25 protein-coding genes are annotated in these 25,088 nt (G+C 49.9%); all 25 read right to left on the reverse strand.

Annotated features, from left to right (window positions below; genetic code table 11):
• Positions 1 to 173 precede the first annotated feature (173 nt).
• The 25 genes from nuoN to wecB all read right to left on the reverse strand — a co-directional run bounded on the left by nuoN (position 174) and on the right by wecB (position 25,088).
• Positions 174 to 1,691 carry an NADH-quinone oxidoreductase subunit NuoN gene (gene nuoN, locus EDM52_RS04845; RefSeq protein WP_122907911.1) on the reverse strand — a complete coding sequence of 506 codons (1,518 nt, stop codon included), beginning with the start codon at positions 1,689 to 1,691 and terminating at the stop codon, positions 174 to 176.
• Between the two features lie 3 nt (positions 1,692 to 1,694).
• Positions 1,695 to 3,170 carry a complex I subunit 4 family protein gene (locus EDM52_RS04850; RefSeq protein WP_245996551.1) on the reverse strand — a complete coding sequence of 492 codons (1,476 nt, stop codon included), beginning with the start codon at positions 3,168 to 3,170 and terminating at the stop codon, positions 1,695 to 1,697.
• Between the two features lie 49 nt (positions 3,171 to 3,219).
• Positions 3,220 to 5,142 carry an NADH-quinone oxidoreductase subunit L gene (gene nuoL / locus EDM52_RS04855; RefSeq protein WP_122907912.1) on the reverse strand — a complete coding sequence of 641 codons (1,923 nt, stop codon included), beginning with the start codon at positions 5,140 to 5,142 and terminating at the stop codon, positions 3,220 to 3,222.
• A 27-nt stretch (positions 5,143 to 5,169) separates the two neighbouring features.
• A complete protein-coding gene (nuoK, locus tag EDM52_RS04860; protein ID WP_057134156.1) occupies positions 5,170 to 5,481 on the reverse strand; it encodes an NADH-quinone oxidoreductase subunit NuoK in 312 nt (103 codons plus the stop codon).
• Positions 5,478 to 5,987 carry an NADH-quinone oxidoreductase subunit J gene (locus EDM52_RS04865; RefSeq protein ID WP_122907913.1) on the reverse strand — a complete coding sequence of 170 codons (510 nt, stop codon included), beginning with the start codon at positions 5,985 to 5,987 and terminating at the stop codon, positions 5,478 to 5,480. The genes nuoK and EDM52_RS04865 overlap by 4 nt, the downstream gene beginning before the upstream one ends.
• On the reverse strand, positions 5,988 to 6,401 hold the full coding sequence (gene nuoI, locus EDM52_RS04870; protein WP_122907914.1) for an NADH-quinone oxidoreductase subunit NuoI: 414 nt from the start codon (positions 6,399 to 6,401) through the stop codon (positions 5,988 to 5,990). It abuts the gene before it with no gap.
• A gap of 89 nt (positions 6,402 to 6,490) precedes the next feature.
• The gene (gene nuoH / locus EDM52_RS04875; protein ID WP_122907915.1) at positions 6,491 to 7,498 is read right to left on the reverse strand and encodes an NADH-quinone oxidoreductase subunit NuoH; all 1,008 of its coding nucleotides are present in this window, start codon (positions 7,496 to 7,498) and stop codon (positions 6,491 to 6,493) included.
• Positions 7,498 to 8,646: an NADH-quinone oxidoreductase subunit D gene (locus EDM52_RS04880; RefSeq protein WP_122907916.1), complete on the reverse strand. Its 1,149-nt coding sequence runs from the start codon at positions 8,644 to 8,646 to the stop codon at positions 7,498 to 7,500. The genes nuoH and EDM52_RS04880 overlap by 1 nt, the downstream gene beginning before the upstream one ends.
• 3 nt (positions 8,647 to 8,649) lie before the next feature.
• Positions 8,650 to 9,645, reverse strand: coding sequence for an NADH-quinone oxidoreductase subunit C (locus EDM52_RS04885; RefSeq protein WP_122907917.1), 996 nt, complete (start codon positions 9,643 to 9,645; stop codon positions 8,650 to 8,652).
• Complete coding sequence (locus EDM52_RS04890; RefSeq protein ID WP_122907918.1) at positions 9,642 to 10,160, reverse strand: NuoB/complex I 20 kDa subunit family protein; 519 nt, start codon at positions 10,158 to 10,160, stop codon at positions 9,642 to 9,644. The genes EDM52_RS04885 and EDM52_RS04890 overlap by 4 nt, the downstream gene beginning before the upstream one ends.
• A complete protein-coding gene (locus tag EDM52_RS04895) occupies positions 10,151 to 10,519 on the reverse strand; it encodes an NADH-quinone oxidoreductase subunit A (RefSeq protein ID WP_122907919.1) in 369 nt (122 codons plus the stop codon). Before EDM52_RS04895 ends, EDM52_RS04890 begins: the two co-directional genes overlap by 10 nt.
• A 267-nt stretch (positions 10,520 to 10,786) precedes the next feature.
• Positions 10,787 to 11,527 (reverse strand): DUF6042 family protein, encoded by a 741-nt coding sequence (locus EDM52_RS04900; protein WP_122907920.1) that lies wholly within the window; start codon positions 11,525 to 11,527, stop codon positions 10,787 to 10,789.
• Positions 11,528 to 11,757: 230 nt separating this feature from the next.
• Positions 11,758 to 12,156: a F0F1 ATP synthase subunit epsilon gene (locus tag EDM52_RS04905; protein ID WP_122907921.1), complete on the reverse strand. Its 399-nt coding sequence runs from the start codon at positions 12,154 to 12,156 to the stop codon at positions 11,758 to 11,760.
• A gap of 27 nt (positions 12,157 to 12,183) precedes the next feature.
• The gene (atpD, locus tag EDM52_RS04910; protein ID WP_122907922.1) at positions 12,184 to 13,593 is read right to left on the reverse strand and encodes a F0F1 ATP synthase subunit beta; all 1,410 of its coding nucleotides are present in this window, start codon (positions 13,591 to 13,593) and stop codon (positions 12,184 to 12,186) included.
• A gap of 48 nt (positions 13,594 to 13,641) precedes the next feature.
• Positions 13,642 to 14,505 (reverse strand): ATP synthase F1 subunit gamma, encoded by an 864-nt coding sequence (gene atpG / locus EDM52_RS04915; protein WP_122907923.1) that lies wholly within the window; start codon positions 14,503 to 14,505, stop codon positions 13,642 to 13,644.
• Positions 14,506 to 14,579: 74 nt separating this feature from the next.
• Positions 14,580 to 16,091, reverse strand: coding sequence for a F0F1 ATP synthase subunit alpha (gene atpA, locus EDM52_RS04920; protein ID WP_122908120.1), 1,512 nt, complete (start codon positions 16,089 to 16,091; stop codon positions 14,580 to 14,582).
• A 47-nt stretch (positions 16,092 to 16,138) separates the two neighbouring features.
• Positions 16,139 to 16,666 (reverse strand): F0F1 ATP synthase subunit delta, encoded by a 528-nt coding sequence (locus EDM52_RS04925; protein WP_122907924.1) that lies wholly within the window; start codon positions 16,664 to 16,666, stop codon positions 16,139 to 16,141.
• Complete coding sequence (atpF, locus tag EDM52_RS04930; RefSeq protein WP_122907925.1) at positions 16,663 to 17,166, reverse strand: F0F1 ATP synthase subunit B; 504 nt, start codon at positions 17,164 to 17,166, stop codon at positions 16,663 to 16,665. The genes EDM52_RS04925 and atpF overlap by 4 nt, the downstream gene beginning before the upstream one ends.
• Before the next feature lie 123 nt (positions 17,167 to 17,289).
• On the reverse strand, positions 17,290 to 17,511 hold the full coding sequence (gene atpE / locus EDM52_RS04935; protein ID WP_057134194.1) for a F0F1 ATP synthase subunit C: 222 nt from the start codon (positions 17,509 to 17,511) through the stop codon (positions 17,290 to 17,292).
• A 51-nt stretch (positions 17,512 to 17,562) separates the two neighbouring features.
• Positions 17,563 to 18,378, reverse strand: coding sequence for a F0F1 ATP synthase subunit A (gene atpB, locus EDM52_RS04940; protein ID WP_122907926.1), 816 nt, complete (start codon positions 18,376 to 18,378; stop codon positions 17,563 to 17,565).
• Between the two features lie 71 nt (positions 18,379 to 18,449).
• Positions 18,450 to 18,818 carry an ATP synthase subunit I gene (locus EDM52_RS04945; RefSeq protein ID WP_122907927.1) on the reverse strand — a complete coding sequence of 123 codons (369 nt, stop codon included), beginning with the start codon at positions 18,816 to 18,818 and terminating at the stop codon, positions 18,450 to 18,452.
• Positions 18,819 to 18,829: 11 nt separating this feature from the next.
• Entirely contained in the window at positions 18,830 to 19,039 is a 210-nt protein-coding gene (locus tag EDM52_RS04950) for an AtpZ/AtpI family protein (RefSeq protein WP_122907928.1), read from the reverse strand.
• A gap of 144 nt (positions 19,040 to 19,183) precedes the next feature.
• Positions 19,184 to 20,374 carry an acetyl-CoA C-acetyltransferase gene (locus tag EDM52_RS04955; RefSeq protein ID WP_122907929.1) on the reverse strand — a complete coding sequence of 397 codons (1,191 nt, stop codon included), beginning with the start codon at positions 20,372 to 20,374 and terminating at the stop codon, positions 19,184 to 19,186.
• Positions 20,375 to 20,539: 165 nt separating this feature from the next.
• Positions 20,540 to 23,677, reverse strand: a complete 3,138-nt coding sequence (locus EDM52_RS04960; protein ID WP_122907930.1) for a phosphodiester glycosidase family protein — start codon at positions 23,675 to 23,677, stop codon at positions 20,540 to 20,542.
• A 253-nt stretch (positions 23,678 to 23,930) separates the two neighbouring features.
• On the reverse strand, positions 23,931 to 25,088 hold the full coding sequence (gene wecB, locus EDM52_RS04965) for a non-hydrolyzing UDP-N-acetylglucosamine 2-epimerase (protein ID WP_122907931.1): 1,158 nt from the start codon (positions 25,086 to 25,088) through the stop codon (positions 23,931 to 23,933).

Raw genomic sequence — 25,088 nt, forward strand, 5'->3', positions numbered from 1 at the left:
TGAGCCATCTTACCTTTGCCAAGAGTCTGATGGTACAGAAATTCGGGTTCTCCGCGATATATAAGCGGTTTTAACAGATTTAACATATTTAAACGCGAAAAAAGGGACGGTCATTGGTTGACCATCCCTTTTATTGTACATGAAGTACGGGTCTGTTTCGAGTTTCATTGTGCTCAAGAAGGCAGCATATTTCCAAAGTCGAACGCCGGGTTAAAGTTTACTTGGATATAATCGGTCACGAGTCCCGGGAAGACACCGAAGAACACGGTCGCGATCGCGAGCAGCAATACAAGTAGCCAGATTCCTCTTGGTACGGCCAATGGTGCTTCGCTCTCTCCTGAGCGCATGTACATCTGCCGGATAATCCCGAAGTAATAGTAATAGGAAACGACGCTGGTCACAATCATGACACCCGACAGCCAGTAGTTCTCCTGGGCCAGCGCCCCCATGAACAGATAGAATTTCCCGAAGAAGCCGACCGATATGGGAATCCCTGCCAAGGAAAGGAGGAAAATTGTCATCGAGATCGCCATGACAGGAGAGCGATGGTACAAGCCGGCAAATCCTTTCAGGTCTTCCGTCTGTTGTTCTTTGGCCACCGCCATGATCACGGCAAACGCACCAAAGCTCACGAGCAAATAACCGAATAGATAGAAGATCACTTCACTGAAAAACAGAGTCGTCGGCGGTGAGAACGGTACCAGCAAATAACCTGCCTGTGCGATACCCGAATACGCCATCATCCGCTTGACGTTGGTCTGTTTGAGGGCCATCGTATTTCCGATGATCATCGACGCTGCTGCTATGAGTCCCAGATACAAGCTGCCCTGTACGAAAAAGAAAGGTCCTTCAGCACTTGGCACTTGCAGAAAACTAATCAGCAGCAATCGGAATACGAGGGAAAATCCAGCTGCTTTCGAGACAACTGCCAGGAAAGCTGTCACCGGGGTCGGAGCTCCCTGGTAGACGTCCGGTGCCCACATATGGTTGGGTGCCGCAGAGATTTTAAAGGCAAGGCCAACCGCTAGAAATGCAAACGCCATATAGATGATAAACTGGTAGCCCATCATCCCCGCTTCCGCCAGACGCTGCGAAATTTCGTAGATGTTGGTGGTTCCCGTCAAGCCGTACACATACGACATCCCAAACAAGGTCACTGCGGTGGCAATCGAGCCGGAAACGACGTATTTAAATGCCGACTCGTTGGAATGGAGAGACTTTTTCCGCATGCCAACCAGCACATACGATGACAGCGACAGTAGCTCCAGCCCGACAAACATCGTGATCAGGTCCGCCGAGGAAGCCATGACCATCGCACCAAGCAAACCGCTGAGCAACAGGTAGTAATATTCTCCCCTATGTGCCACCTCTCCCTGATTTAAATAGGAGAGGGAGATCAGAATCGTGAATGCAGTCCCGCCCAGGAAGAGCAGTTTGAAAGCATTGCCGTAGTCATCGATACGAATCATGTCCGCCATGTAGCTGTATGGCTGATCAAGCGTCGTCATGTTGACGAAAACAAATGTCGTTGCCAGCAGCACCCCCACCAGGGAAAGCAGTCCGATCGCTTGTTTACCCAATCGCTTTCCGGCGAACAGATCGAGAAGTGATAGCCCTGTAGCAAAGCCTAGAATGATAAATTCGGGCAGAAGGTAGCTCCAGTCATATGAGAAGATGTCTTTTACTTCCATGGCTTACCCTCCTATTCCCGTCACGATGGGTACGATTGTTTTCAAGGTCTGCTGCAGCGGATTTCCCAAAATGGCAGGATACACCCCGATCAGGATGATGAAGCCGAGGAGGACAACCATCGGGATCACTTCCATTGGTTGAGCATCCGCGAGACGATTAAAACGGTCAGGTGTTGGGCCGAATGTCGTACGCAATATGGCACGCAGCAAGTATACTGCCGTCAGTACGATACCGAGTGCGCCGACGACTGCCATGACTGGAAGTTTGCCGAACAATCCCAGGAAGGCGAAGAACTCGCTGATGAATCCAGACATCCCCGGCAATCCGAGGGACGCCATCCCTCCTGCCAGCAAGATTCCACTGACAAATGGCATGGATTTGGCCAATCCCCCCAGCTCGTCGATCATCGAGGTTTGGGTACGATCCCAAATCACGCCGATCAGGAAGAAGAGCAGTGCAGAGATAAAGCCGTGCGATACGATCTGGAACATGGCCCCTTGAAAGCCGATGGTATTCATCGCCGCAAATCCGAGCAGGACAATTCCCATGTGACTGATACTGGAATAGGCCAGAACCATTTTCAAATCCTTTTGCACATATGCGAGTACCGCGCCGTACAGAATGTTGATGATGCCAAGCACGGCCAACCAGGTAGCGAACTGGTATGCCTGCTCAGGGAAAAATCCAATCCCCATCCGCAGGACCCCGTAAGCCCCCATCTTCAGCAAAATGCCGGAGTGAATCATCACGATAGACGGAGGTGCCTGAACGTGTACTTTTAGCATCCAGGTATGGAACGGAAATACCGGAAGCTTGATCGCAAATGCGATGAACAAAGCCAGGAACAGGCCAAATCGGAGTTCAGGAGTGATCGCTGATGCGACCGGATGACCCGCCGTCGTCAATGCATTCGAAATCTGCTCCATGTTCATCGTCTGCAAGAGAAGATAGAGAACAATGAACGCAATCAGCATGATTCCAGAGCCAATACCGTTGTACAGCAAGAATTTGTTTGCTGCCTTCTCCCGTTCACCATAACCCCAGATTCCGACGAGGAAAAACATCGGCACTAGCGTCATTTCAAAAAAGATAAAGAACAGGAACAGGTTATCTGCTGCAAAAACGCCCAACATTCCGATTAGCAACACATGAAACAGGATAAAAAACTCTTTCAGCCTCTTCTTGATCTGCCAGGAAGCGACTGCCGCCAGCGTAGCGATAATAGCAGTCAGAACGAGCAGCGGCATGGAAACCCCATCAACACCCAGTTCGTAGTTAATTTCCAACCCGTAGGGATTACCTGCCTGATCAAATGAGATGGGAATCGAAATCCAATCGTATTTCTCGACAAACTGCAGATTGGATGACCCGTAATGAAAGGAAGCAAACAAATATAGAGACAACAGAAGCGGAAGCAGCGTACCAAGGACTCCCACTTTTTTGATGACCCCACCCTGGTGTTGAGGGATAAAAGCCATGACCAGGATCGCCAGAACGGGCGAGAATACCAGCACCGACAAGAGGATGCTATTGACCAGATCCAAAGAGTCCACCCCCTTGTGCCGTCAAGCTGATGGCGATGATCAACAACAACAGACCAAACAACACCATCGCTCCATACGATTGAATCTGTCCATTTTGTGCTTTCGTGTGAAGCGCAGCGATGCCAGTCGCGATTTTGGCTGTGAGTCCAACCAAACCGTCGATGACATACTTATCAAAGCCATTCAACACCACACCGATCCACCCAAGCGGACGAACGATCACTGCATGATAAAGCTCATCCACGTAATACTTGCGGTAGGAGAGCTGATAAAGCCATGGGAGCGTCTCCGGGATGGTATCGGAAGGGATTTTCTTCTTGCCGTACATCAGATAGGCCAGCACGATTCCCGCGATCGAAATCAGCAAAGCCACAACTTGCAGCCATGATGCCGCATGCGCCACTTCGTCTCCAAAAACCTGGCTGATTGCCGTTCCTGTATCGGAAGCGAGCAGCCAATCAGACAAATACGGTCCATATGGAGTATTGATGAAGCCTGCCACAATCGCCAAAAGCGCGAGGATCAAGAGTGGACCTGTCATGACTGCAGGAGATTCATGCGGTACGTGTTTTCCTCGTGGTTTTCCCGCGAAGGTCAGGAAGAACAAACGGAACATGTAGAAAGCCGTGAAGAACGCTGCGACCAGAGCGATAATCAGCAGGTCAAATCGATGCGCCCCATAAACAGCGCCGATAATCGCCTCTTTCGACCAGAATCCAGCGAACGGGAATATCCCCGCGATAGCCAGACAGCCAATTAAAAAGGTTAATGCGGTAATCGGCATTTTCTTCCAAATGCCACCCATTTCAAATACATTTTGCGTATGTACAGCGTGAATGACGCTGCCCGCTCCCAGGAAGAGAAGGGCTTTGAAAAAGGCGTGGGTCATCAAATGGAAAGAACCTGCTACGTAACCTGCCGCTCCTGCTACACCGAGAGCCATCATCATGTACCCGAGCTGACTCACTGTAGAGTATGCGAGCACTCGCTTGATATCGGTCTGGGTGAGACCAATCGACGCCGCAAAAATAGCTGTGAAGCCGCCTACGTACGCCACTACGTTCAACGCTGTATCCGATGCGATAAACAAAGGAAAGGTAGCTGCTACCAGATAAACCCCTGCTGCAACCATCGTCGCCGCGTGAATCAAGGCCGATACAGGTGTCGGACCTTCCATCGCATCAGGAAGCCAGGTATGCAGCGGAAACTGACCGGATTTTCCAACCGCTCCCACAAAAATCAGGATAGCCGCCAAAGTAATCATCCACGGGTCCAGTTTGCCTAGCGCAACACTGTCAAAGATTTGCGTATATTCAAAGCTTCCTGTCCACCAGAACAACAGACAGATGGCGATAAACAGACCCAGATCCCCGATCCGTGTAACAATAAACGCTTTTTTGGCTGCTGCTTTCGCTTCGTTCTTGAAGTAGTAGTAACCCACCAAGAGGAACGAACAGACCCCGACCAATTCCCAGAAAATATACACCTGCAGCAGGTTCGGAGAGAGCACAAGACCCAGCATGGAAAAGGTAAACAGCGCCAGATACTGATAAAACACCGGAAAACGCTCATCTCCGTGCATGTAGCCTTTGGAGTAGATCTGTACCAAGAGGCTCACGAGGGTCACGATTACCAGCATCATCGCGTTCAGCTGATTGACTTCGAAACCCATGCTGATCACAATATCTCCGACCTGCAACCAGTTCACGTTAAATTTATAATTTGCCGCTCCATCCTGGAATCTCTCCCAAAAGGTAAGCAGCGCTAGCCCAAAAGAGATCCCGGTCAGCACGATCCCAACCAAGGCAGCTCCTTCTTTCAACTGGCGACCAAACGAAACGATCACGATGAAAGCAAGAAGCGGAAACAGAGGGATGAGCCAGGCGTAAGCAAATAGAGTATCCATCTTTGTCCTCCTTATCAGGTTTCCATCTTATCGTTTCATCTGATCCATCTCGTCTACATTGACCGTCGCTTTGTTTCGGTACAAGGCAATCAGGATCGCCAATCCTACCGCTACCTCAGCGGCCGCTACCGTCATGGTAAACAAAGTAAATATTTGCCCTGCAACACCAGGATGCAAACCAAACTTGGAGAACGCCACCAGATTGATGTTCACCGCGTTTAGCATCAACTCAATGGAAATCAGCACAACCACAGCATTCCGCTTCGTCAGTGCTCCGTACAACCCAACACAGAACAGGATCAACGCGACCATCAAATAGGAGGAAATGCTCACTGTCATGGTTTATCCTCCTCCTTCTTTGCCATGATGATTGCCCCTACCAGGGAAACTAGCAACAGGACGGAAAGCAGCTCGAACGGAATCACGTATTTGGTGAACACCTCAATACCAATCTCTTTGGCATTGCTGACAGCCGATGGCACTGGCTGGGTCGGTTCCGCCCAAGGCGTATTTTGGATTCCCCAGAAAATGAGCCCAAATACAATCGCCACGAACACGAGTGCAAAACGGTTTTTCCAAGATGGCCCTGCTCCCTCGTCCTTGGCGTCATGCTTGGTCAACATGATTCCGAACAACATCAGAATGGAAATGGCACCTGAGTATACGAGAATTTGGGAGACCCCGACAAACTCAGCACCGAGTAGCACGAAAAGACCGGCAATGCTGATAAAGGTAACGCCCAGTGAAATGACCATATGCACAACACGGGTAAAGCTGATCATAAATACGGCTCCACCAATGGTCAGGAGAGAAAGGATGAAAAAGGCTATAAATTCGCCGCTCATTTAGTTCTCCTCCCTGACGTTGGTATTGTTGTCGTCCAGCCATTTGAGATCCTTGTACAACTCGTCTCTGCTATAAACGGCCAATTCAAAGTTGTTGGTCATGACAATCGCTTCTGTCGGACAAACCTCTGTACAAAGATCGCACAGGATACAGATCTCGAAATTAATATCGTAGGTGTCGATGATTTTCCCTTTCTTCTCCGGGTCCGGATGAGGCTTTCCTGTCAACTGGATGCACTCGGTCGGACAAACGCGTGCGCACTGGTTGCAGACGATGCATTTTTCCGGGGAAAAGTGCTGGATGCCACGAAAGCGCGGCGGCATGGGAAAGGGTACATCGGGATAGAAATGGGTCACTTTTTTCTCAGTCAACTTTTTAAAGGTATACCCCAGGCCTTTGGCCAATCCTAGCATGTATGTCACCCCTCAGGATTAGAGAACTTGACTGCGCCAAGCCTTTCAGCGAAGCCCTGCAATAAAGCATGGACGGATCATGCTTTCGCTTAGAACATGCCACTTTGATAGGAAACTACCACGGCAGTAAGCAAAATATTGAACAACGCCACTGGCAAAAGCACTTTCCAGGCAAATGACATCAACTGATCCACGCGCATCCGCGGCATCGTGGCACGCAACCAAAACTGGAAGAACACATAGGCAGAAAACTTTAATATAAACCAGATGATTCCCGGGATAAAGTCTAATTGCGGAATGATTGGCAACCAGCCACCCAGGAACAGAACCGTGATCAACGTCGCCATCCCGAACATGTAGACGTATTCCGCCAGCATGAACATCGCAAAGCGAAAACCGGAGTACTCGACGTGATAACCGGATACCAGCTCTGACTCTGCTTCCGGCAAGTCAAATGGCGTACGGTTCAGCTCAGCTTGTGCCGCAATAATAAAGACGACAAACCCGAGAAATTGCGGAATGATATTCCACATGTCCCGCTGCGCTTCTACGATCTCTCTGAGGTTCATGCTGCCTGTCAGCAACACGACCCCTACAACGGACATGACCAACGGCACTTCGTAGCTGATCATCTGAGCAGCGGAGCGAAGACCACCAATCAGCGAATATTTGTTGTTGGAGGCCCAGCCTGCCGTAATCACGCCCAACACAGTAATCCCGGATAATGCAATGTAGTAGAGAAGGCCAATACCCAGATCCGCGAACTGAATGCTCTCTGTAAAAGGCATGACGGCAAGCACACCGAATGCAGGAGCATACGCCAGGATTGGAGCTAGAGTAAAGAGAGCTCTATCCGCATTCTTTGGTCGCGTATCTTCTTTGATCAGCAGCTTGGTTACATCCGCTACGGTTTGCAAAAGTCCCAATGGGCCGACTCGGTTGGGACCGATGCGCAGCTGCATCCAGCCGATTACTTTTCGTTCAAAATAAATCGCATAGGTGACGAAGCCCAGCAATACAGCCAGCAGTACGACTGCCGCCAAGACAAACCAGAGTGTATTTCCCAATGAAGGTGCCTGCTGTAAAAGCTCGCTCATTAACAGTCGACCTCCCCGAGCACGATGTCGATGCTACCCAGAATCGCAATCATGTTGGAAATGCTTTGTCCCTCCAATAATTTGGGCAGGATCTGTAGATTGGTAAACGATGGACGCCTGAATTTCAATCTCCAAGGCTTATCTTTACCCGTACTGGAAATGTAGCACCCGATCTCCCCACGTGGCGACTCAATCCTCACATAGGCCTCACCAGCAGGAGGACGAATGACGCGTGGTACTTTTCCAAGCACTTCCCCTTCGCTAGGGAACTGTTCCAGTGCCTGTTCCAATATTCGCAATGACTGTACAACTTCAGCCATTCTCAGATGGTAGCGAGTCGTACAATCTCCACCCGTCCCTGTCGGAACATCAAACTCAAAGCGGTCATAGATGCAGTAGGGCTCGTTCTTGCGCAGATCCCAATTGACCCCTGTAGAGCGAAGCATGACGCCAGACAGAGAATAATCAAGTGCGGTTTTCTCATCAAACTTGCCGATTCCTTCAATCCGGCTAAGGAAGATTTCATTGCCCGTCACGAGCTGGTGGTAACTGTCCAATTCCTTCTTCATGTATTGAACAAATTCCTTTGTTTTCTCGATCCAGCCTGGAGGGGCATCCCATTTGACGCCACCGATGCGCATGTAGTTGAACGTCATGCGGGCACCGCACAGCTCATTGAACAAATCCAGGATTTTTTCCCGATCGCGGAACGCATAGAGAAAGGGGCCCATTGCTCCAAGGTCCAGCAAAAACGTTCCCCACCAGACCAGATGGCTGGCTACGCGATTCAATTCCATCGCGATCAATCGAAGAAACTGGGCACGCTCCGGAATTTCCAAACCCATCATCGTCTCTACGGCATGGCATAATACATAGTTGTTCGTCATGCCTGATACGTAGTCCATCCGGTCGGTATACGGAATAATCTGTGTGTACGTCAGGTTCTCCGCCAGCTTTTCCGTGCCACGGTGAAGGTAACCCATAACAGGAATGGCTTCCTTAATCGTTTCCCCGTCGATTTTCACTACCAAACGAAAAACGCCGTGCGTGCTTGGATGCTGAGGGCCGACGTTCAAGAGCATCTCTTCGGTTCGAATACCTGTATCAGAAGAGGTCTCTACATGTGTCGTGAGGATGTTCTGGTTCATCTGCTACACCTCCTCGTCGTATTGCACGTAATCCTTGCGCAGCGGATATCCTACCCAATCATCCGGCAGCAAAATCCGACGCAAATCGCTATGTCCCGGGAAATGAATCCCGAGCAAGTCGAAAGTTTCCCGTTCGTTCCAGTTGGCCCCCTGCCACAAATCCATCACGGATGCCACGCTTGCCTGTTCTCGTCCTGTTTTGACTTTTACGGCAACGCTTTGCTGATTTTTATAAGAATAGAAATGGTAATAGACTTCTAATCGATCTTCGTAATCGACTCCATGCAAATCCGACAGGTAATCAAAGGCGAGCTGTTCGTCATTTTTAAGAAAAGTCGCGACGTCGTGCCATCGCTCATTTTGAATCACCAAAGTCGGAACCTCTTTACTCAATTCATTAATATAGGAGGCCTCCAGTACATCAGCGCCAAACGCTTCTGTCAGACGAGCCACATACTTGTCGAGATAAGGCTGATTTTTGGAAGGAGCTTTTGGAGTCTCTTCTTCTCCGCCTGCTTCTCCAGATGCTTGGGCAGCTTTCGCTTTTGCCGCTGCTGCCGCTGCAGCTTTTGCTTTGGCAGCAGCCGCTGCTTTCGCCTTGGCATCGTCTCCGCCCTCGTCGCCACCTTGACCAGCTGCTTCACGTGCCGCTTTTGCTTTCGCTGCTGCAGCTGCGGCTGCCTTGGCTTTCGCTGCTGCCGCAGCTTTTGCCTTTGCGTCGGCGTCACTACCTGCCTCTTCGCCTTGCTCTGCCGCTTCCTTCGCCGCCTTGGCTTTTGCGAGCGCTTCTGCAGCTGCCGCTTTTTTCGCGGCTGCCTTTTCTTCCGGCGTCATTTCCGAGACTGGCTTGCTCGCTGGTGCGGATTCAGTAGCAGGAGTACTCGCTTCTGCTTGAGCGGCGGCTTCCTTCGCTTCCTTCGCCGCTCTTGCCTTGGCCATTGCCTCAGCGGCTGCTTTTGCTTTTTCCTCCGGCGTCGGTTTGCGATTCTCTTCCGTCATCGACTGGTCACCTGCTTCCCAGTCTTCGCCTCATAGCGAATCTTTTCTTGTAGCTTGTTAATCCCATAGATCAACGCTGCAGGATTAGGTGGACAACCCGGTATATATACATCCACCGGAACAATCTGGTCAACACCTTTGACCACGCTGTAGGATTTTACGTACGGACCACCGGCTGTCGCACAGGAGCCCATCGCAATGACCCATTTCGGCTCAGGCATTTGATCGTACAATCGGCGCAGCAACGGTGCCATTTTTTTGGTTACCGTACCCGCTACGATCATCACGTCGGATTGTCTCGGCGAGGCGCGAAAAATCACACCAAAACGGTCCAGGTCATAACGCGCCCCACCTGCACCCATCATCTCAATCGCACAACAGGCCAAACCAAAAGTTAAAGGCCAGAGCGAATTGCTTCGCACCCAACCCTTTACCGTTTCCAGTGTTGTAAACATGACGTTCCTATCCAATTCTTCTTGCAGTTCAGGCGCAATGCTCGTCAGGTCTAGTTCCATTCCAGCACCTTCTTTCTCCATGCGTAAATCAATCCAACGACTAGCAAGGTGATAAAGATCGCCATTTCTACCAGTGCAAAAAGACCAAGTTCTTTGTAAGCAACAGCCCACGGGTATAGAAAGAGCGTCTCTACATCAAAAATCACAAACATCAAGGCAAAGATGTAATACTTTACATTGAAGCGAACCCAACTGTCACCAACTGGAATGTTACCGCTTTCATAAGTCGTTTGTTTTTCTGCAGTCGGTTTTTTCGGACGCAACAACGGGCCAACAAAGCTAACAGTAGCCACGGGCAACAACACACCAAGAATCAAAAAAATGGCGACAATGACGTAATTGTTGGTATAGATGTCCATTACCCACGTTCCCTTCTGTCCCTCATGGTAAAAAACTGTTTTTTCTGCCTTTTAAAGATGTGGTTCTCCTTTCGATCTTTCCTTACGCATTCTGATACTGCTAGAAAAAAATACCTTTATCATTATAGCAAATCCGCCAGAGAGTGTCTAACGAAAGCCTTCCACCTCAGGTATATAAAGGAAAAAACTCAGAGAAAATTTCCCTAAGTTTTTCCAAACGTTCATGCATATTCTAAGTGTGGCTCTGTAAAGGCTTGGCCAAACGCATTATTGAACGTTATTACCAAACTGCTGACCCAGGAAGTCTTCGTATACGCGTTCCCACACGACTGTAAATTTCATTTTCTCATCGTCTGGAATCTCAAGCATATTATCAATAGCCTCTTCCAAATATGGTGTCAGCTTGATCAATACTTCGGACAGCATCTCGTCGTTCGTATTCAACATCTCTTTCAGCTCATCTTTAGACAAGTTGAAGGTGTTCTCATCATGTTCATGCAATTGCATGATCAACTTGCTGAACATGGGATGCACCAATGCTTCCAGCTTGACATAGGACAGCGCCAATTGCTCCGCCTCTGTCAGCTCAAACAGATTGATGACATCTGGGAAGGGCTGTACTGGGATATCCCAAACATCTTGCTTGTCAATCAACAAGCCCCATTTGGAAAAGAGCTGGACGGCTTCTTCACGGGAGCTTGGATATTCGTAGTTGGAACGGCTAAAGAATGCCTTGTGCTTGTTCAACAGCTTCACATAGCCTTCATAGTCACTCTCAGACTTGAACATGTCAGGTGTTGGCGGAGCAAAGGTTCCTTGAAGTCCCTTGAATTCGTTTAGTTCCTTTTCCATTTCTGCTTTCGTCTCGAATTTAGTGACAACAAAGCAGAGAGCTTGAAACAGGACGTTCATTTCATGGGGCAATACGTTGGACCAGCCGTTTGCCGTAAAGCCGCTTGGAATGACAATCCCATTATTGTTTTGACGAATATCGCGAATCGTTTGCATCACTTACACTCTCCTTTATTCCCATTCGCCAATACAGTACGTCCCAAATGAAAAAAATGTTAATTGGCAGGGCATTAGGTCTATTATACACAGAAATACCGAGGAATTACCAACTTCAAATATCATGCCCGCAAAGCAGGTCTGCTCATGCATCGTGCCCAAAACCAGTGTATTTCTTTGTGTCCTACACGAAAAATCCCCGCAACCACAAAGGGTGCGGGGATACCTGCTTACTTCGTCACATCAATACGTGCAAGAGCACGTTGCAGTGAACGTTCAGCACGCTGAACATCGAGCTCAGGATACTTCTCGGACAAGCGCTTTTCGGCACGCCCTTTGGATGCCTTCGCGCGCTCAACGTCAATATCTCCTGGCATTTCAGCTGTTTCAGCGAGGATGGTTACTTTGTCGCCACGCACTTCCATGAAGCCGCCGCTTACAGCCATCCGCACTACTTGATCGCCTTCTACCTTGATTTGAACAGGCGCTATTTTCAACGGGGTAACCATCGGCATATGTTTAGGCAAGATACCGAGATCCCCTTGAACGCCGCGGGCAATGACCATTGAGGCTTGACCACTGTAGACAACCCGTTCAGGAGTTACGACTTCAACTGTCATCTTACTCACTTACTGGTCTCCCCTTTCCAGGGTGTCTTACGCCATGGATTTCGCTCTTTCAACAGCTTCTTCAATCGTACCTACATAGAGGAATGCGCTCTCTGGCAGATGATCGTGCTTGCCTTCGAGAATCTCCTTGAAGCTGCGAACGGTTTCTTTCAGAGGCACGTATTGTCCTGGGTTACCGGTAAATTGTTCGGCAACGTGGAAGGACTGGGACAGGAAACGTTGAATGCGGCGAGCGCGTCCAACGACTTGTTTGTCCTCGTCGCTCAACTCGTCCATACCGAGAATCGCGATGATATCTTGCAACTCTTTGTAGCGTTGCAGGATTTTTTGCACGCCACGTGCTACGTCGTAGTGTTCTTGACCTACAACGTCTGGAGACAGAGCACGGGAAGTAGACGCGAGTGGGTCAACCGCAGGGAAGATCCCCAACTCAGCGATGGAACGCTCCAGGTTGGTTGTCGCGTCCAAGTGAGCAAACGTAGTAGCGGGAGCCGGGTCAGTATAGTCATCCGCTGGTACGTAGATCGCTTGAATGGACGTTACGGAACCTTTTTTCGTGGAAGTAATACGCTCTTGCAATTGACCCATCTCAGTAGCCAGGGTTGGTTGGTAACCTACCGCAGATGGCATACGGCCCAAGAGAGCGGATACTTCAGAACCCGCTTGAGTAAAGCGGAAAATGTTATCGATAAACAGCAACACGTCACGGCCTTCTTCATCACGGAAGTATTCCGCCATAGTCAGACCAGTCAATGCTACACGAAGACGAGCACCAGGTGGTTCGTTCATTTGACCGAATACCATCGCGGTTTTCGGCAGAACGCCTGCGTCTTTCATCTCATGGTACAAGTCGTTCCCTTCACGGGTACGCTCACCTACACCGGCAAATACGGAGATACCGCCGTGCTCTTGCGCGATGTTGTTGATCAGCTCTTGAATGGTAACGGTTTTACCTACACCCGCACCACCGAACAGACCAATCTTACCACCCTTGATATACGGAGCGAGCAAGTCAATAACTTTGATACCTGTTTCCAGGATCTCAACCGTTGTCGCTTGGTCTACGAATTCAGGGGCTTTGCGGTGAATAGGGTCACGACGTTCTACGTTACCCAATTCCTGCAGGTCGATTGGTTCACCCAGTACGTTAAATACGCGTCCGAGGGTAACAGCACCTACTGGAACGGAGATAGATGCACCAGTATCAACCGCTTCCATACCGCGAACCAGACCATCGGTGGAAGACATCGCTACGGTACGAACCATGTTGTCACCCAGGTGAGTCGCAACCTCGACGGTCAAATCGATGTCGCGCTCTCCAGCGCTTTGTGCTTTATGCTGAATTTTGATCGCATTGTAAATGGCAGGTAGGTGTCCGCGGTCGAACTCGATGTCAACAACCGGACCCATTACCTGAACCACGCGTCCATTCGCCATGTTACTTTTTCCCTCCTGTAAAGCTAAATTGGGAGCTATTCGCTGCCATTACGCCTGTGCGTTGGCACCTGCGACGATCTCGGAAATTTCTTGTGTAATAGCTGCCTGACGGGCACGGTTGTACTGCAACGTGTAACGATTAATCATGTCTGTTGCGTTGTCTGTCGCGTTGCCCATAGCAGTCATACGGGAACCTTCTTCGGACGCCTTCGCTTCAAGCAAGGCGCTGTACACCAGTGTTTCCGCATACTTCGGCAGCAAGACGCTCAGTACTTCCTCCGAGGACGGCTCATACTCGTAATCCATCTTGCGCTCCGTGTTGCCTTCAGGGGCTTCCAACGGCAGCAAGCGTTTTACGGTCGGGATCTGCGTAATCGCACTTTGGAACTTGTTATAGCACAGGTACAGCTCATCAATCTTTTCATCAGAAAAATATTGTACGGCGTTTCCTGCGACTTTTTTGATATCCGCAAAGGACGGGTTGTCTTTCAGGCCAGTAATCTCTTCCAGAACGGGGTAGCCGCGCTTGGTGAAAAAGTCACGACCCTTTCGTCCGATTACAAATATCCCATACTCATCCTTGGACTTATGCTTTTCAGCAATGGTGTTCACGACTGCTCGAAGCATATTGGCATTGTAACCGCCAGCAAGTCCACGGTCAGATGTAATGACGATGTAACCGGTCTTTTTCACTGGACGCGACTGCAGCATCGGATGCTTGGAGCCAGACGTACCGCTCGCAATGCTTGCGATCACTTCCTGAATTTTATCAGCATAGGGACGCGCTGCTTCAGCTCGCTCCTGATTGCGGCGAAGCTTGGCAGCCGCCACCATTTTCATCGCTTTGGTGATCTGGCGCGTATTTTTTGTACTTTTAATACTGCGTCGAATCTCGCGAATTCCTTTAGCCACTCGTTTTCACCACCTTGAGAACGCATGCCCGAGCGATACCGCCCGGCATGCATCTGATGTCAAACCGTGAATAATTAGCGCGTTACCGAAAAGCCCTTTTTGAACTGTTCGATCGCCGCGTTAAATTCTTTTTCATCTGGAAGATCTTTTGTCGTACGGATATGCTCCAACAATTGTGGTGCGTTGGATTCCAGGTAAGACAGAAGCTCTTTCTCAAAGCGGCCAACGTCTGCAACTGGAATATCGTCGATGAAACCTCTTGTTGCTGTATAAATAGAAGCTACTTGCTTCTCGACTGGCATTGGTTCGAATTGACCTTGCTTCATGATTTCCATCAAGCGCTCACCACGAGTCAAACGTGCTTGAGTCGCTTTATCCAGGTCGGAACCGAACTGCGCAAATGCTGCCAACTCACGGTATTGAGCCAACTCGAGCTTGAGTGGACCTGCTACCTTTTTCATGGCTTTAATTTGCGCCGAACCACCTACACGGGATACGGAAAGACCCGTGTTCACGGCAGGACGTTGACCTGCGTTGAAGAGGTCAGTCTCAAGGAAGATCTGACCGTCAGTGATGGAGATCACGTTGGTCGGAATGTATGCGGAGATATCGCCTGCTTGTGTTTCGATAAATGGCAGAGCCGTAATGGATCCGGCACCCAAATCATCGGAAAGCTTCGCTGCGCGCTCCAACAAACGGGAGTGCAAGTAGAATACGTCACCAGGGTACGCTTCACGGCCTGGAGGACGACGGAGCAACAGGGACATTTCGCGGTATGCGGCAGCCTGTTTGGACAGGTCATCATACACGCAGAGAACGTGTTGTCCTTTGTACATGAAGTACTCACCCATGGTTACACCGGTATAAGGAGCCAGGTACAGCATCGGAGCTGGGTCAGAAGCTGTAGCGGATACGACGATTGTGTATTCCAGAGCGCCTGCTTTACGCAGGGTTTCTACGATGTTAGCAACAGTCGATTGCTTTTGACCGATCGCCACGTAGATACAAATCATGTTTTGGCCTTTTTGGTTGATAATGGTGTCCAGAGCTACCGCTGTTTTACCGGTTTGACGGTCACCAATGATCAATTCACGCTGTCCGCGGCCAACTGGAATCATCGCGTCAATCGCTTTGATACCGGTTTGCAGTGGTTCATGTACGGATTTACGTGCCATTACACCAGGAGCTGGGCTTTCGATCGGACGGAAGCCATCGTTCGCGATTGGTCCTTGACCATCGATCGGTTGACCCAATGGGTTCACGACGCGGCCAAGCATTGCTTCACCAACAGGAACCTCCATAACGCGACCTGTACGTTTCACTGTGTCGCCTTCCTTAATGTCACGGAAAGGCCCCATGATAACCGCACCCACGTTATCTTCTTCCAAGTTGAGTACCATACCCATTACGCCATTTTGGAACTCGAGAAGCTCCCCTTGCATGGCTTTTTCCAAACCGTGAATGCGGGCAATACCGTCACCTACCTGGATGACTGTGCCAACATCCACAACTTCGATTTCAGATTTAAAGTTAGCGATCCGCTCTTTGATGAGGGAGCTAATCTCTTCTGGTCTGATTGCACTCACTTCATTCACCCCATTCATCCAACTTCTTAGTAGAGGTACTGCCTGCCTTACGCTTTTTGCGCGAAGGATTCCAGCTTGGTCTTCATGCTGCCATCGTATAGACGGTCGCCAATCTTGATGATGATCCCACCCAGAATAGACGGATCTACTACTGCAGTCAGACGCAGCTTTTTATTCAATGTTTGTCCGAACTTCTCTGCCAATTCCGCTTGCTCTTCGGAGCTGAGTGGTTGAGCACTGGTTACGACTGCATCCGCAATCCCACGCGCGTCGTTTGCCAGTTGGACAAAGGAACGATAGATATCAACCAGTTGCAATTCGCGTCCATTTTCAATCAGGACGCCCAGGAAGTTGAAAGTCTCTTCTCCCACGTGGCTTTTGAACAGGTCATCAACCAGCGATTGCTTGGCAGCCGCCGCAATATGCGGGTGGAGGATGATTTTGGAGAGATCTTCGCTTTGCTCTACAGCTTGCACGATCGCACCCAGATCTGCCTCTACCTGGTCGATTTTCCCACGTTCGCTCGCCACATCAAACAAGGCACGAGCGTAACGCTTTCCTACCGCGCTACTCATAAGCGATCTCCCACTTGTGCGAGAAACTTATCAACGGTAGATTTTTGCGATGCTTCATCCAGTTCTTTCTCGATGATCTTGGAAGCCAAGAGTACGGAAATGCTGGTCAATTCGCCGCGCAGTTCAGCTTTCGCTTTTTCTACTTCACGAGCCAGCTCAGCTTTTGCGCCTGCTTTCATGCTTTCTGTCGCAGCTTGTGCTTCTGCTACGATTTTGGCAGCTTCATCAGACGCTTGCTTTACAGCACGGTCGATGATTGCCTTGGATTCAGCACGAGCTTCATCCAGAACCTTGCGTTGTTCAGCCAGAAGCGCTTCCGCTTCTTGGCGATTGCGTTCAGCAGAACTGATTTCGTTCTCAACATGCTGACGGCGTTTTTCCATAACGGCCATAAGCGGCCCCATTGCATACTTGTTTACAACCCACAGCAAAATCAAGAATACGATAGCCTGGGTAAGCATCGACCCCCACTCAAGGGATACGGCACCTAAGTCTAACATGCTTTTCACTCCTTCCTCAGTAGCAGGAGAATATCTTAATAAATGGATAACATCATACGTAACTTTTTTTACAAAAGGAAGGCGAAGGTCGAGCCCTCGCCTATCTTACTTTTATTGTTCCAATTACAGCTTACCGTAGAGCATGAAACCGATAGCTACTGCGATAATTGGAACCGCCTCGACCAGACCCAAACCAAGGAACATGATACCCATCAGGCTGCTTCTTGCTTCTGGTTGACGAGCAACGCCATCAATTGTTTTAGAAATTACGAGGGAGTTACCGATTGCAGCACCGAATGCTGCGAGACCAAATACGATACCAATTGCCAAAGCCAAACCTTCCATTGTTTAAAAACCTCCTTAGTATTGTGTAAGCATTAGGAATATCCTAGAACATTAATGTTGGTCATTTGCCTGCTGGGAAATATAAACCATTGTGAGCGTTGTAAAGATGTACGCTTGAACGGCACCAACAAAAACAGAGTATCCAAGCCAGACGAACAACGGAATCGATCCGAGAACTCCCAAGGAAAGCAGGAATGCGATCAAGATCTCACCCGCAAAGATGTTACCAAACAAACGAAGTGGAAGCGTGAGAGGTTTAATGACGAACTCTTCAAGAATGTGTAATGGATTGAGCAGTGTATGCTTCGCCCATCCTCCAAAACTCTTCTGAATCCCGATGATATGAGAATACAAGAGCACGACAAAAGCCAGTGCAAACGTCACACTTGGTGCTGCGGTCGGTGATTTCCACCAAGCCACTACAACCCCGTGACTGTTCGGATCTTGGGAGGTCAGTTCTTCCATGACTATCTCCCGTTTTGCTAACTCAGCTTCTTCCGTTCCTGAGATCGTAATCAGCTTGATAAAACTTTCACTTGCTTGCTGATCAGCAGTATTGTGATGAGCTGTCATCACGTTTGTTGCTAGACCCAGCCAGTTCCCGATCAGGATATAGAGAATCAAAGCAACTCCCAACCCGATAAAACGGAAAGCCGTCTTCGTATCCATAAACTGTCCAGCAATCCCTCTTACGAAGTCAACAATCCACTCCAAGAAGTTTTGCCCTTTGCCAGGAACACCTGACTGCAGGTTGCGAGTCAGTCTCAGGATAAGCCATATCACGATTAGAGTGGTTACCACCATCATGATGAGTGTGGGTATGTCAAACACCATTCCCATCCATTCAAATCGCAGCGTATAATGCATGTATTTCACCCCTTTCTTCCGCGTGAATCTGCTGCAAAAATGTGCATGTACATAAGAAAACCAGATGCAATCTATTTAAAGGAGCGATACACAAAAATAGAGCCTAGCACCAAATAGAGGAACAGACCGATCAAAACGCCCGATACCACGAACGTCTCTGGAAAGCGAATCGTAAGGAAGACGGCAAATCCCGCTACCAAAATGCGCGTCAACATGCCAGTTCCTTTCGGCCGCACGCCAGGATCGATAGTACTCTGACCTACTCGCCAGACTTTGCTAAACAACACTGCACCATTCATGAGACTTCCGCTCATTCCGAGCAAAAGGCTTTGCAAGAAAATCCGATACTCTGGCAACAGTGCCCACAGTATCAAGACGATCGATACGCAGAAAAAGGCATAACGAAATGTAGCTCGTATAGCCGCGGTAAACGTTTGCATCTTCCATCTCCCTAGAGATAGCCCCGAACTATGCGATAGACGCTATAAACGCCCACACCCAATCCTAACAGCAGGCCAACCACTAGAAATAAAGGGTTGGTAGCGAAGAGACCATCCAGATATTTGCCGAGAAGTACTCCCCCAACAACACAAATGGCCAAGTCTCCACCGATCAAGGTGACCAGTGTAATGGCTCGCCAAGGATTATCGATTTTTGGCACAGGACGTTCTCCTTTCATTTATAAGGAGAGGGAAGGTGAAAATAGCCCCTTTGCCCTCATCCATATTAACGAAGAATTATTCCTTTTGTCAATCTAGGTCTCATTGTGTACACAAACCGTTCACAATTCCTCCAAATGCTAGAATCAAATCTTTTCGACAACTGTTGCAACGCCTTGTCCGCCACCAATACACAGGGTTGCTAAACCATATTTTACCCCTTCACGCTTTTGTAATTCGTGAACGAGCGTTACGAGGATTCTGGCGCCACTTGCACCGATTGGATGGCCTAGCGCGATTGCCCCACCATTGACGTTCAATTTCTCACGATCCAAGCCTAGCGCTTTGCCTACTGCCAAGGACTGTACGGCAAATGCTTCGTTGGCTTCGATCAGATCCATCTGCTCGAGGGAAAGGCCCGCTTTATCCAGAACGCGCTGTGTTGCTGGTACCGGACCGTAGCCCATGATGCTTGGGTCGACTCCTGCGCTCGCATTGGCAATAATTCGAGCAAGCGGTTTTACACCTAGCTCATCTGCCTTTTCTTTTGACATGATCAAAAGAGCTGCTGCGCCATCGTTAATACCTGATGCATTACCAGCCGTTACGCTGCCATCCTTTTTGAAGGCCGGCTTTAATTTGCCCAGTCCCTCAGCCGTTACGCCAGCGCGTGGAAACTCATCTACCTGGAACTGCACCGGCTCGCCTTTTCGTTGGGGAATTGGTACAGGCACGATCTCTTCCTGGAAGCGTCCGCTCGCCAAGGCCTGCTGCGCCTTTTCCTGGCTCCAGGCTGCAAACTCGTCCTGCTCCTCGCGGCCGATCTCATACTTGCTGCACAGATTTTCTGCCGTAATCCCCATGTGGTAATCGTTGAACGCACACCAGAGACCATCGCGAATCATGGAGTCGACGACTTTTTGATCGCCCATACGATAGCCAGAGCGCGCTCCTTCCATAAGATAAGGCGCCTGACTCATATTTTCCATACCGCCAGCCAGAACGACATCCGAATCGCCGCTTACGATTGCTTGTACGGCCAGGTGAACAGCTTTCAAACCGGAGCCGCATACCTTATTGATCGTCAACGATGGCACTTCATGAGCCAAGCCTGCACGAATGGAAGCCTGACGTGCCGGATTCTGACCAAGCCCTGCCTGCAGCACGTTGCCCATAATGACTTCATCTACAGCGTCCCTGGATACTCCAGCACGCTCCAATGCTGCTTCTAATACAATACCGCCCAGCTGCGTAGCACTAATCCCCGCGAGCGCCCCTTGAAAACTCCCGATTGCTGTACGTACGGCACTGGCAATAACGATTTCCTTTTGACTCATCGTTTTTCACTCCTCGCACCTTAACATGATGTTCACGCTTTCATATGATTCCATCTTTTTCGATTTTCTCCTGCTTTGCAAGGAAAATACACCACACATTCCGTTAGCAAAATCAGGCTTCCTCCACTGTGAAAGGAAGCCTAGCTACCGACTTACGGTCGTTCATTATTGCTGATGCAGAATTCTGTAGAGTGCCACGACGCAAACCGCGCGTGTCGTAGCTTTGTTCGGGTCAAATTTTCCGCCGACAGGGTCAACCAGTCCAAGTCCAACCACGTTGTTGATAGACGAAGCTGCCCAAGATGGCCACGTCTTGGAATCTGAGACGGACTTAGCCGTTCCCTTTTTATTCACCATGCGATCGAGGATCACCGCCGCTTCTGCACGTGTCACTGGCTGATCCGGCTTGAAGGTATTGTCAGCATACCCCTTAACCAGACCTTTGGCGACAGCGACCTGAACCGCTCCCTGTGCATAGTCTGGTATCTTGTCTTTGAATTTCAGCTGCGCTGAGGCCGGCAGCTCCCATTCAAACGTACGAGCCAACAGCGTGACGAATTGTGCGCGGGTCAATGAAGCTTCTGGACCAAAGGTCGTTGCGGTCAAGCCTTTGACATAACCCTGATTCGCCATATAGGTAATTTCAGCTTTTGCAGGATGGTTCGCGATATCGACGAACGCCGCACCTGGCATATCGAGATAATAAGGCACGTATTTACCGAGGGAATTCACCTCGTAGACCCATTCCCCTTGTGCATTGAGGGTGCCCAAAAGCGGATCCAGCGTGTTGTTCACTTCGTTGACGTACAATAATCCGATTCCTTTACCAGCAAGCCAATTCTTCGGCACGAGCTTCAATTCAGCCGGTACTGTCGAACTCATATTTTGTTGATCGCCATTCGGCTTGATGGTAAACGAGTAGTCTGCCGGGACGTAACCAGGCAGTTGCTGCTCGATGATCGAATCTACATCGATGGTGATGCTGTCGAGGGAGGAAGCGGCCTGCGCAAATGAATACTTCACGTCGAGCTCGCTACCCAATGAGAGACTGCCCGGAATCTCCGGCACGACGATCGCACCGTTTGGCTTGCCCGCCTGATTTGGCAGGAGCAGCGACATCTCGTCGAAGTAGAGCGTGCCTTTGTCCTGCGTAATGCCATCGTTTGCCTGATCCACGACGTAGATACTCTTCAGCTGCAAAGGATAAGCCACTCCGCCCGGGAAGTACCCCTTCACTTGTTTCCAGCCGGACCAGTCTATCTCTTTTGCCAGATCGACGTATACCGGCTTGCCATTCGCATCGATGACTTCCGCTCGCAGCCAATGTCTGCTGTTGTCTCCATATACCCACATTCCGATTCCAATCGGATTGCCAGGAATCGTTACCGGTTTTGCTCCTAGTACACCGTATGCAATACGCATTTCCGAGCTCGGTGCCCCCGAGAAATTGTACACCAGCTTGCCAGCCTTCTTCGTGCGGAAAACGGGTTCCGTAACGGCAGCAAAGGCTCCGCTAGAGCTGATGCTGGCAGGCAATGCCGTATGGTACATGCCTACCTGGTTGTCGAAGGTGAGCCACGGCTGTTCAAATTGGCCGACAGCAAAAGGAACTCTTGTGCTTACACCATCATAGGAGATCGTCAACGTTCCATTGCCAGGCTGCTCTCCGGCCACCAGCTGTAGCTTGTTATTGACGCTGGCTACAGCAGAATCCACGCTGACCTGTACGCTTTGCGGCGTTGCTGTCAGAGTCGCGCCCTTCTTTGTCTTCAATTTGATATCGAGGGTCAAGGCTTGTCCTGGAGCAACCGTAATTGGATTCGGCGTCACGGTGATCTGTTGGATATCCTGACCGGAGACGACCTGAATCGCTTTACTCTGCACCACATTGCCCGATCTTCCTGAAATCGTAACGGCACCGGAGCGTGTTGGGGTAAATTGCTGACCTTGTATCGTCCCCGCATCAGTATCCCAAGCAACCTGAGACGCATTGAGCGCGTATGGCAGGTAGTGAATGTCATAGCCTTTGCTCGCATTCAATGTCACCGTCTGACCGATCAGGATGTCTGTCGGTACGTCAATCTGAAAGCCTCTCAGATCGCCACCCGTAGGTGCCGTATTGAAGACAGCCAGCCCGGTCGGTACGCGCCGTTCTGTTCCTCCCGTTGGACGGATCGCCAAATTGGCATGGATATCACCCAGCATGCGCGCAGACATGGTTGTCGATCCGCCGCCATCAAAGTTCACAGCCCGAAAAGACCCGATCTCAACCATGATTCTGGCCAACTCATCCAAATAAACGCCTTTATTTCCCTCTACCGTCACCATGTACAGCGTCTTGCCATCCTGGGAGGCACCGACTGCCGTACGGGCATTGAGGGATGTAATCGATTTGTCAGCCTGGAATGAGGTCAGCGCTTTTCCTTGATCGACGAGCAGGACGTTCCCTCCGACAGCTTGTACCCAGTCTTGATTGAGCGGTGTTGTTTGGTACTCTACTTTTGCTGTAGAACCAACCGGGAATTGCTGCTTCAAAAATTCGGCTGCTGCTCCGTGTCCCCACAGGACATAGCCATTGTAAGGTATGTAAAAGCCCGGCTGATTAACACGTACTTCTTTCGCTACGTTATCGACGAAGAGAACTTCGACGACATCCTTATAGCCGGAGATTGTCCCCAAGCTCGTTTGCCCAAAGGCAGGTGTATACATGTTCAACTGATTTTGGTGACTTTTTCGGCCCTCGCTTGGGTTGTACTCTTCCTTATTGATCCCCTGTAGCGGGTATGCGGTTCCGCTGTTTGCCGTCACTTTTCCATTAAATCCGAACTTTTCGACGAGAGCGGTCTTATCGGAAGTGATCCCCAAGCTGTACCAGTACGAGATCAGTCCCATCGATGAAACCAGCTGCTGATCCTTCATGACGATGCCAAAGGGAGCCCCTCTTTTGGTCATGTTGAAAAAGTCCGCGTTGATGGCCGCCACAGCTCCCGTTTCTCTCGCCATTTGGGTAATCGTTTGACGCTCTGTCAGCCTGCCATTGGTTCCGTAAATGGGCTTAACCTCTACATACGGATTGTTCAGATCCACCTTAGTGACCATGACCGTGACGGCCTGATCTCCATATGATTTGGTATATTTGATTAATGTGGTCCCTTCCCCAATTGGCGTTTGCCACATCATCTGCAATGCACTTGTCTCCGATCTGGCCTGTGCGACATTTGTCGCAAGTGGCACAAACGGAACAAAAGCTCCCCAGGCCATCGTGCTGGCCGTGAGCAGCGTAACGACATTCCGCGCTCTCATGTTGGTGACTCCTCTCCGTTTACCGAACTCTTTTTTCATCTATCTGCTGCTGAACATGTCTAAACTGGCCACTGCCAGTGGTATTTGATAAGCAGACAACTAGTAGTTAGACGCACGAGGTGGATTGATAGTTTCGGATTTTTTCCATTTTCATTCCTTACAAATCATGACAAATCTTTCGAATAGGCTGGCAATGAGAAAAACCGTCCGGGGTTCGCTTGCTTCCGGACGGTTTCTTTCACACGATGAGCGATTATGATTTAGATTGACCGGGCACAAATGGAGCAGGTCGTTCGGCACGCATGCCATAGTGATGAAGGATCGCTTCCACGATGCGCCGTGACGCCTCGCCATCGCCGTATGGGTTGGCGGCGTGCGCCATTTCATCATACGCCTTTGGATTCGTCAGCAGTTCCTTTGTCATCTGATAGACCTGAGCTTCATCCGTTCCCGCGAGCTTCAACGTCCCTGCAGCGATGCCCTCGGGGCGTTCCGTCGTATCACGCAGCACCAGAACGGGTACGCCGAGCGAAGGAGCTTCCTCCTGTACGCCGCCCGAATCCGTCAAGATCAGGTGAGCACGTGCAGCAAGGTTGTGGAAATCGAATGCATCCAACGGATCGATCAACACGATACGCTGATGATCGCCCAGCACCTCCTGCGCTACTTCCTGCACAGCTGGATTCAGGTGAACCGGATACACGACAGCGATTTCCGGATGCTCATCTACCAACCTTCTGACGGCGCGGAAAATTCTCCGCATGGGTTCTCCGAGATTCTCCCGGCGATGCGCGGTCATGAGCACCATTTTGTGGTCAGATACATGTTCCAGGACTGGATGCGTGTAATCTTCACGTACGGTCGTTTTCAAGGCATCAATAGCGGTGTTGCCGGTAATGTAGATGGCTTCTTCGGGCTTGTTCTCGCGTCTCAGATTGTCAGCCGCTCCATCCGTTGGGGAGAAGTGCAGATCAGCCATTACGCCAGTCAGCTGACGATTCATCTCCTCCGGAAACGGCGAGTACTTGTCCCATGTCCGCAGTCCCGCCTCTACATGACCAATCGTGACCTGATTGTAAAAAGCAGCCAGACTCGCGACAAAGGTCGTCGACGTATCCCCGTGTACCAGCACGATGTCAGGCTTCACTTCCTTGATCACCGCATCCAGACTTTGCAAGGCGCGTGTCGTCACATCCACCAAAGTCTGTCTGTCCTTCATGATATTTAAATCATAATCAGGTGTAATCTCAAAAATCTCCAGGACTTGATCCAGCATCTGACGATGTTGGGCGGTCACGCAAACGACCGACTCAATCTGTTCATTGTATTTGTTCAATTCATGAACCAGCGGAGCCATCTTTATCGCTTCCGGACGTGTGCCGAAAACCGTCATTACTTTACATGTCTTCAT

Origin of the sequence: Brevibacillus invocatus (assembly GCF_003710915.1) — a bacterium.
Lineage (GTDB): Bacteria > Bacillota > Bacilli > Brevibacillales > Brevibacillaceae > Brevibacillus > Brevibacillus invocatus.

Coding starts and splice junctions, on each gene's coding strand:
- atpF (WP_122907925.1), bottom strand. CDS start 17,166: ATGTTAGACTTAGGTGCCGTATCCCTTGAGTGGGGGTCGATGCTTACC.
- nuoH (WP_122907915.1), bottom strand. CDS start 7,498: ATGAGCGAGCTTTTACAGCAGGCACCTTCATTGGGAAATACACTCTGG.
- atpD (WP_122907922.1), bottom strand. CDS start 13,593: ATGGCGAATGGACGCGTGGTTCAGGTAATGGGTCCGGTTGTTGACATC.
- EDM52_RS04865 (WP_122907913.1), bottom strand. CDS start 5,987: ATGAGCGGCGAATTTATAGCCTTTTTCATCCTTTCTCTCCTGACCATT.
- nuoI (WP_122907914.1), bottom strand. CDS start 6,401: ATGCTAGGATTGGCCAAAGGCCTGGGGTATACCTTTAAAAAGTTGACT.
- nuoL (WP_122907912.1), bottom strand. CDS start 5,142: ATGGATACTCTATTTGCTTACGCCTGGCTCATCCCTCTGTTTCCGCTT.
- EDM52_RS04885 (WP_122907917.1), bottom strand. CDS start 9,645: ATGACGGAAGAGAATCGCAAACCGACGCCGGAGGAAAAAGCAAAAGCA.
- atpB (WP_122907926.1), bottom strand. CDS start 18,378: ATGCATTATACGCTGCGATTTGAATGGATGGGAATGGTGTTTGACATA.
- EDM52_RS04960 (WP_122907930.1), bottom strand. CDS start 23,677: ATGAGAGCGCGGAATGTCGTTACGCTGCTCACGGCCAGCACGATGGCC.
- EDM52_RS04850 (WP_245996551.1), bottom strand. CDS start 3,170: ATGGCTTTTATCCCTCAACACCAGGGTGGGGTCATCAAAAAAGTGGGA.
- EDM52_RS04900 (WP_122907920.1), bottom strand. CDS start 11,527: ATGCAAACGATTCGCGATATTCGTCAAAACAATAATGGGATTGTCATT.
- wecB (WP_122907931.1), bottom strand. CDS start 25,088: ATGAAGACATGTAAAGTAATGACGGTTTTCGGCACACGTCCGGAAGCG.
- atpE (WP_057134194.1), bottom strand. CDS start 17,511: ATGGAAGGTTTGGCTTTGGCAATTGGTATCGTATTTGGTCTCGCAGCA.
- EDM52_RS04955 (WP_122907929.1), bottom strand. CDS start 20,374: ATGAGTCAAAAGGAAATCGTTATTGCCAGTGCCGTACGTACAGCAATC.
- EDM52_RS04890 (WP_122907918.1), bottom strand. CDS start 10,160: ATGGAACTAGACCTGACGAGCATTGCGCCTGAACTGCAAGAAGAATTG.
- EDM52_RS04925 (WP_122907924.1), bottom strand. CDS start 16,666: ATGAGTAGCGCGGTAGGAAAGCGTTACGCTCGTGCCTTGTTTGATGTG.
- nuoK (WP_057134156.1), bottom strand. CDS start 5,481: ATGACAGTGAGCATTTCCTCCTATTTGATGGTCGCGTTGATCCTGTTC.
- EDM52_RS04945 (WP_122907927.1), bottom strand. CDS start 18,818: ATGCAAACGTTTACCGCGGCTATACGAGCTACATTTCGTTATGCCTTT.
- EDM52_RS04895 (WP_122907919.1), bottom strand. CDS start 10,519: ATGGACATCTATACCAACAATTACGTCATTGTCGCCATTTTTTTGATT.
- nuoN (WP_122907911.1), bottom strand. CDS start 1,691: ATGGAAGTAAAAGACATCTTCTCATATGACTGGAGCTACCTTCTGCCC.
- EDM52_RS04880 (WP_122907916.1), bottom strand. CDS start 8,646: ATGAACCAGAACATCCTCACGACACATGTAGAGACCTCTTCTGATACA.